The organism is Streptomyces sp. NPDC050704 (genome assembly GCF_040654355.1).
In the GTDB taxonomy this organism is placed as follows: Bacteria; Actinomycetota; Actinomycetes; order Streptomycetales; family Streptomycetaceae; genus Streptomyces.
The window spans coordinates 41,850-48,704 of record NZ_JBFAHW010000078.1; the positions used below are offsets into that span (position 1 = coordinate 41,850).

Below are 6,855 nucleotides of genomic sequence, written 5' to 3' on the forward strand. Positions count from 1 at the left end.
ACGAGGGAGGGGCTCCGGCCGCGACGTTGCGCTCCGCTGGGTCGGGCCGACTGGGTGGGGGGTGGAGTGCGTGGGTTGTGAGGTGCGGGTTGTGGGGGTTGAGCGCGCAGTTCCCCGCGCCCCTACGGGGCCCGGGTGATGTTGTGAGGTACGCGGCTGAAGAGCAGGTCGTTCACCACATGTCCCTTGTCCAGACCCTGGGTCTCGAAACGGGTCTGCGGGCGGAAGTCGGGACGGGGCGCAAAACCGCCGTCCGGCTGGGTGTTCTCGAAATCCGGATGCGCGGTGAGGACTTCGAGCATCACCTCGGCGTACGGCTCCCAGTCCGTCGCGCAGTGCACCAGCGCGCCCGGCCTTAGGCGGGACGCGGCGAGGGTGAGGAAATCCGGCTGGATCAGGCGCCGCTTGTGGTGGCGCTTCTTCGGCCAGGGGTCCGGGAAGTAGACCCGCAGTCCGGCCAGCGAGTCCGGCGCGAGCATCTCGCGGAGCAGGATGATCGCGTCCCCGTTGCCGACGCGGATGTTGGACAGGCCGCCGCGGTCGGCGAGGTTCAGCAGGTTTCCCTGGCCGGGGGTGTGCACGTCGACGGCGAGGATCCCGGTGCCGGGGTCCTCGGCGGCCATCCGCGCGGTCGCCTCGCCCATCCCGAAGCCGATCTCCAGCACCACCGGCAGGTCGGCGCCGAACAGTTCCGGCAGATCGAGGACCCGCTGCCCGTCGATGTCCAGCCCCCACTTCGGCCACAGTCGCTGCAGCGCGTCCGCCTGCCCCTGCGTCACCCGGCTCCGCCGCGGCTGGAAGCTGCGGATACGGCGGTCGAAGTGCGAACCGGCCGGATCGGGCTGCGGTCCGTCGGGGAAGCGGGGCTCCCCCTTGGCACGCTGCCGCCGCGGCGCGTCGAGGGGCGGGCCGTCGGGGTGGCCGGGGGCATCGGGGGTGAGAGGGGACTCAGACACAGTGAGTCGATTTTACGGGTCTCGGGGTGGAGGGTCTCGGGGTGGAGCGGGGGCGGGGGTGCGGCCCGGTCCGGCATCGGCCCTGACGCCTCGGAAACAGGCCCTCAGGCGTCAGGCGCGGGCCAGTGTCGCGAGCACCCTTCGGCCCACCTCTCGGCCGATCGGCAGGGAGGCGGTGGCCGCGGGGGACGGGGCGTTCAGGACGTGCACCGTCCGGGCGCCCTCGCGTATCAGGAAGTCGTCGACCAGCGTGCCGTCTCTGAGCACCGCCTGGGCACGGACGCCCGCGGCGGCGGGTACCAGGTCGTCCGGGGTCACCGCGGGCAGGAGCCGGCGCACCGCCTTGGTGAAGGCCGCCCTGGACACCGAGCGGCGCAGCTCTCCGCCGCCGTAGCGCCAGTGCCGGCGGGCTATCCGCCAGGAACCGGGCCAGGCGAGTGTCGCGCCCAGCTCGCGGGGCCGTACGGTCCGCCAGTCGTAGCCCTCGCGGGCCAGGGCCGGCACCGCGTTCGGCCCGATGTGGACGCCGCCGTCGATGCCCCGGGTGAGATGCACGCCGAGGAAGGGGAACGCCGGGTCGGGTACGGGATACACCAGCCCGTTCACCAGTGAGGGCCGCGCCAGCTCGTAGTACTCGCCCCGGAACGGCACGATCCGCATCCCGGGCTCGTCCCCCGCGAGGCGGGCGATCTCGTCGCAGTGCAGCCCGGCGCAGTTCACCAGGACGCGCGCGCGGACGACCGTGCCGTCGTCCGTGCGGACGGCGACTCCGAGGTCGGGGCGCCGGTCGATGCGCGTGACCCGCGCCCCGTACCGGATCTCCGCCCCCGAGGCCTCCGCGAGCTGCCGCGCGACGCCCACGAAGTCGCACACGCCCGTCGTGGCGACGTGGATCGCGGCGAGCCCCCGCACCTCGGGCTCGTACTCCTCGATCTGGGCGGCGCCCAGCTCCCGCACCGCGATCCCGTTCTCCCGCCCCCGCTGTACGAGTGCGTGCAGCCGGGGCAGCTCGTCCCGCTCGGTGGCGACGATCAGCTTGCCGGTGACGGCGTGCGCGATGCCGTACTCGGCGCAGAACTTGACCATCTCGGCGGCGCCCCGCACCGCGTACCGCGCCTTCAGGGAGCCCGGGCGGTAGTAGATCCCGCTGTGGATGACCCCGCTGTTGCGCCCCGTCTGGTGGCGGGCCGGACCGGGTTCCTTCTCCAGCACCGTCACCCGCGTGCCCGGCGCGGCACGCGTGATCGCGTACGCCGTCGACAGACCGACGATCCCGCCGCCGATCACGAGCACGTCACAGTCGTAAGCGATCTCCCGCACCACCTGCTCCACCTCCCGCCTCCGATAGTGCACTGCGCCACTGACAACGCGCTCAAACCCGGAAGACGGTGTGAAGGCGCCGGCCGCGCAGGCGCGCCCCTTCAGGGGCGCGAGGCTGTGACATTGTGCGGCTCCGCCGCGTGGGCGCGACCAGCCACACACAACCCGCACCCCCAAGACCACACCAGCCAGGCAGACGCTCAGGGACCCGGCGCCTAGGCGGGAGCCATAAGCAACGGCCTCGCCCGCTCCCGCAACTCCACCACCCGCGGCTCGTCGCCATACGGCTCCAGCCGATGGATAAGATCCCGCACGTACTCGGTGGTGCGGAAGGAGGAGATGCGCCCCGCAACCTCCACCGCCCGCACGCCCTGCTCACACGCCGCGTCCAGATTGCCCGACTCGAGCTCGGCGACCGCCGACACGACGAGCCGCAGCCCGTGCGAGCGTACGAACTCCTCCGTCGGCTTCGACAGCGCCTGCTCCGTGAAACGGCGGACCTGGCGGGGCGCCTTCAGATCGCGGTAGCACTCGGCGGCGTCGGCCGCGAAGCGGTCGTACGAGTAGAAGCCGAGCCAGGACGGATCGTGGTCCCCGTCACGGGCCCGTTCCAGCCAGCCCTCCGCCGCCCGCAGCGCCGCGCCGGCCGCCTGGGCGTCACCCGCGCGCGCGTGGGCCCGTGCTTCGACGAGCCGGAAGAAGCTCATCGTGCGGGCGGTGGCCAGCCCTCTGTTGCGTTCCAGTGCGGCCTGCGCGAGATCGACGCCCTCGTCGCCGAATCCGCGGTAGGTCGCCTGCAACGACATGGAGGCGAGGACATAGCCCCCCAGGGGGACGTCCGCCGCCGCGCGCGCGAGCCGCAGAGCCTGGATGTAGTAGCGCTGGGCGGCCTCCTGCTGACCGGTGTCGAAGGCCATCCAGCCCGCGAGCCGGGTGAGCTCGGCGGACGCCCCGAACAGCGCGCGGCCCACCTCGTCCGAGTACGAGCCGAGGAGCAGCGGTGCCGCCTCCACCCGTAAGCACTCCGGCACCATGGACGAACGCCAGTCGCCGCCCCCGTACTTGGAGTCCCAGCGCCTGGCGTCCTCGGCGGCCTCCCGCAGCTTCAGCACGTCGCTGTGGCCGACTTTCTGCGGTGCTCCGGAGCCCTCGCCCGGGTTCGCGTCGCGTGCCACCGAGCTGTCGGCGGGAGTTATCAGCCACCGGGACGCGGGAGTTGCGTATGCGCTCACTGCGAACGATCCGGCGAGCGACTGCCAGATGCCGCCGGAGCCGGCCCGGCGCCCGGCGAGGTCGAGCCGGTACAGCTCGGTGGCCGACCGCACGGCCTGTCCTACGTCACGAGGGAAGGCGAGGCCCACTTCCGGTGCGGGATCCGCGTCCGCCAGACCGATCTCGTGGAGCGGTACCGGGCGGCCGAGCTTCTGGCCGATGGCCGCGGCGATGAGGTGCGGCGCGGCACCCTGCGGCACCATGCCTTTCGACACCCAGCGCGCCACCGACGTCTTGTCGTAGCGAAGAGTCAACCCGCGTTGTGCGCCAAGATCGTTGACGCGTCGGGCGAGTCCTGCGTTGCTGATTCCCGCGAGGGCGAGAACGGCGCCGAGTTTTTCGTTCGGCCCGCGTTGCTCCCTGGACATGCGCCACCCCTCGACACAGACGGCTGCCGCGCGGGCGTAGCCACGCGGCATTCGTGCTGCGTCTTCCCAGGAGCCAACCCCTGGAACCCCACCCGCAAAAGCACGTGGCCGAGCCCTCAGGTATATGCCTCCCGCGAAAACACAGGCAAACACAGGGTAGTTCGCCGCATCCCAAGCGTTAAGGGGCATTGTTCCGGATGGCGGGAATGTGGTCCGGGAGTGAGCACGGAGCGTTGTGCCGTGCTCCCGCTGTGTGGCCGTGCGCCCGTCCGTGCGCTCTTCTCCGGCCATCGCGGGAGCGCTTCCATGGATGATGCGTGGGTCGGCCCGCTGTACTGGATCCAGTGGGCTGGGGGACACCGCCGCCTACATCCCCGCGGGCGGCGGACCGGTCCGGGAGGCGGACTCCGCCTCCCGGACTGTGCGTTGCGCACAGCCTGTACGGAGCGTGTGCGAGCCCGGCTGTCCATCACCGATTTGGCTGAATATCGCCCCTGCCCTCGGGAGTCAAATATCCCTCCCACCATGGGACTTGAGGGCGCGTTGGTTGTTTTTGGGGAGCGTACCGGGGGCGCATTCGCGTCGTAGCCGCAGGGTAAATTCTTCGCGATCGCCTTTCCTCGCGCGTGCGTTCGCTTCATGGTGGGCATCTCCCAGGGGCGCACTCCGGGAGCACAAGCGGCCCTACAGGCCCTCCGGCGCGCTTTCTTCGTGGCAGCATGGTGCCAGTTCGTACGGTGCACTGGTTGTCCACAGCCTGTGGAGGCGGCGATGCGGTGGTTGGTGGGATGGAGCAGTACCGCCGCTCGTGCGCGCGAGATCGGTTCGGCGGGCGCGACCGGCGGCGACGGCGAGACGGTGCACCCGGTGGGGTCCCAACTCCTGTGGGGTGACCCCGATCCGCTCTGGGCGGTCGGCGACTGGCGCCCCGACGAGGTGCGCGTCGTGAAGGCCGACGAGGAGAACCGCATCGCGGTGCTCGGCACCTGCGGAGCCTCCGACGAGGAACTGCGCGTCGGCCTGTTCGCCGCGCGCGGAGGGGCGATTCGGCATCTGACGGCCTGGTCCGGCAGTTACACGGCGGTCGTCCAGGTGGGCCGCCGGCTGATGGTCTGCGGTGATCTGGCGGGCGCGCGGCCGGTGTTCTACACCCCCTGGGCAGGCGGCACGGCCTACTCGACCGCCGCCCTCCCGCTCGCCGACCTCATCGAGGCGAACCTGGACTTCGGGCACCTGGCGGCCCTGCTCGCGGCTCCCGACGTACCGGCCGCACTCCACGACTCGACCCCCTACGACGGCGTACGGCGCATCCCGCCCGGCCACGCGCTGATCCTGCGCGCGGGCGCACGCGAGATCGCCGGGTACGAGCAGGTGGCCTCCCTCGCCGTCGCGGCCCCGTCCGCCGACCCCGACAGCGCGGTCGACGCCATACGCGACGCCCTCGTAGAGGCCGTACGGGCCCGGCTCGCCGCCCCAAGGCACGTACCCGGCGCGGACATCGACCCCGGTCCCGTCCCCGGGATGGGCCCCGCCGAGCGGCGCGCGGCCCGCGGCATGCCCGTCCCCGGCATCGGAGCCGACCTCTCCGGAGGACCCGCTTCGGGAACGCTCGCCCTGCTGGCCGCCGGTCTCCCCGGGGCGCCCGGCACCGTCCTGGGACACGGCACGGGCGCCGGCGAACGCCTCCTCGCCGTCACCTTCAACGACCTCGCGGTGAAGGGCCGGGAGGCGGAACTGGAGCGGGCCGGAACCCTGGCCGCCAACCCCCGGCTGCACCACGTGGTGGTCGCGGGCGGCGAAGAGGTCCTCCCCTACGCCGAGTTGGAAGGCCCGCTGACGGACGAGCCGGGCCCCTCCCTCGTGTCCGCCGCCCGGCACCGCGCCCGCCTGGCCTCGGGCAGCGCGGACCACTTCACGGGCTACGGCGCCCGCCAGGTCCTGGACGCGCACCCGGCCCGCCTCGCCGACCTGCTGATGGACCGCAAACGACGTCATCTCGTGCGCCCCGTGGCGGCGCTGGCGAAAGCCGACGGATCCGTCATGGTCATGGTCCCCGCGCGCGTGTACGGCGCGGCCCGCAAGCTCTCCCGTACGCCCTATCTCGTCGGCATCCAAGGACTCGCGGACCGCCTGCTGCACAGGCGGTTCGAGGGACCGGGAGGTGCCGTGGGAGTGTCGCTCGCCGAACTCACGTGGGCCAGACCCGGGCCCGCCGCACGCTGGCTGACCGGCGAGGCCCTCGCTGAAGTATCGGTTCGCCTGACCGGGGCGACGACCCGGGCGAGCGTCGGCCCCGGCCAGCGTCCCGGCGACTTCCGCGCGCGCTCGGCCCTCGCCCGGCACGCCGCCGATCTGCGCGTCCTGGAACAGGCCGCCGAGGTCCGCTTCCAGCGCCTGCACGCCCCCTTCCTCGACAACCAGGTCGTACGGGCCTGCCGCGCCCTTCCCGAGGCGCTGCGCGTGCGGCCCGGCGCGCGTGCCGCGATTCTCCGTACGGTCCTGGAGGGCGCCGGCGTCGCCGACCTCCCGCCCGGCTGGGGCGCGCCCTCCCACGCGTCCTCGGCGGCCGCGGCCCGCACCGGGCTCCGGGTCGCCGTGGACGACCTGATCGCCCTCTTCGACACGCCGCTCCTCGCCCAGGCGGGCCTGGTCGAGGCCCGCGTCGTCCGCAAGGCCCTCCGGGCGGCGGCCGACGGAGAGCCCCTCCCCTTGGAAGGCCTCGCGGACCTGGTGTCCCTGGAACTGTGGCTCAGGCGGTTGCTGGACCGCCGGGGGACGTGCTGGACGGGCACCCCCGCCCGGCAACGAGCCGTCCCGGCCGGGATCCGACCGCAGCAGGGGGCGCTGGGGGCGGGCGCGCGGAGGGGATAGGGCTTTTCTTCGCCCCCGCCGCCCCTACCCATACCCGTCCCCTGGGGGCTGCGCCCCCAGACCCCCGC

The 6,855-nt window shown here is 72.9% G+C and carries 4 protein-coding genes; 1 reads left to right on the plus strand and 3 read right to left on the minus strand.

All coding sequences use genetic code 11. The annotated features are described in order from the left end of the window. Nucleotides 1-122: 122 nt before the first annotated feature. The 3 genes from trmB to AB0I18_RS35155 all read right to left on the minus strand — a co-directional run bounded on the left by trmB (nt 123) and on the right by AB0I18_RS35155 (nt 3,916). A complete protein-coding gene (trmB, locus tag AB0I18_RS35145; RefSeq protein WP_363109727.1) occupies nt 123-956 on the minus strand; it encodes a tRNA (guanosine(46)-N7)-methyltransferase TrmB in 834 nt (277 codons plus the stop codon). Between the two features lie 111 nt (nt 957-1,067). Beyond that, entirely contained in the window at nt 1,068-2,279 is a 1,212-nt protein-coding gene (gene lhgO, locus AB0I18_RS35150; RefSeq protein WP_363109731.1) for an L-2-hydroxyglutarate oxidase, read from the minus strand. Between the two features lie 212 nt (nt 2,280-2,491). Then, nucleotides 2,492-3,916, minus strand: a complete 1,425-nt coding sequence (locus AB0I18_RS35155) for an MFS transporter (protein WP_363109728.1) — start codon at nt 3,914-3,916, stop codon at nt 2,492-2,494. A 771-nt stretch (nt 3,917-4,687) separates the two neighbouring features. On the opposite strand from AB0I18_RS35155, the gene AB0I18_RS35160 reads away from it, so the two are divergent. Beyond that, a complete protein-coding gene (locus AB0I18_RS35160; RefSeq protein ID WP_363109729.1) occupies nt 4,688-6,787 on the plus strand; it encodes an asparagine synthase-related protein in 2,100 nt (699 codons plus the stop codon). The last annotated feature ends 68 nt before the right edge of the window (nt 6,788-6,855 follow it).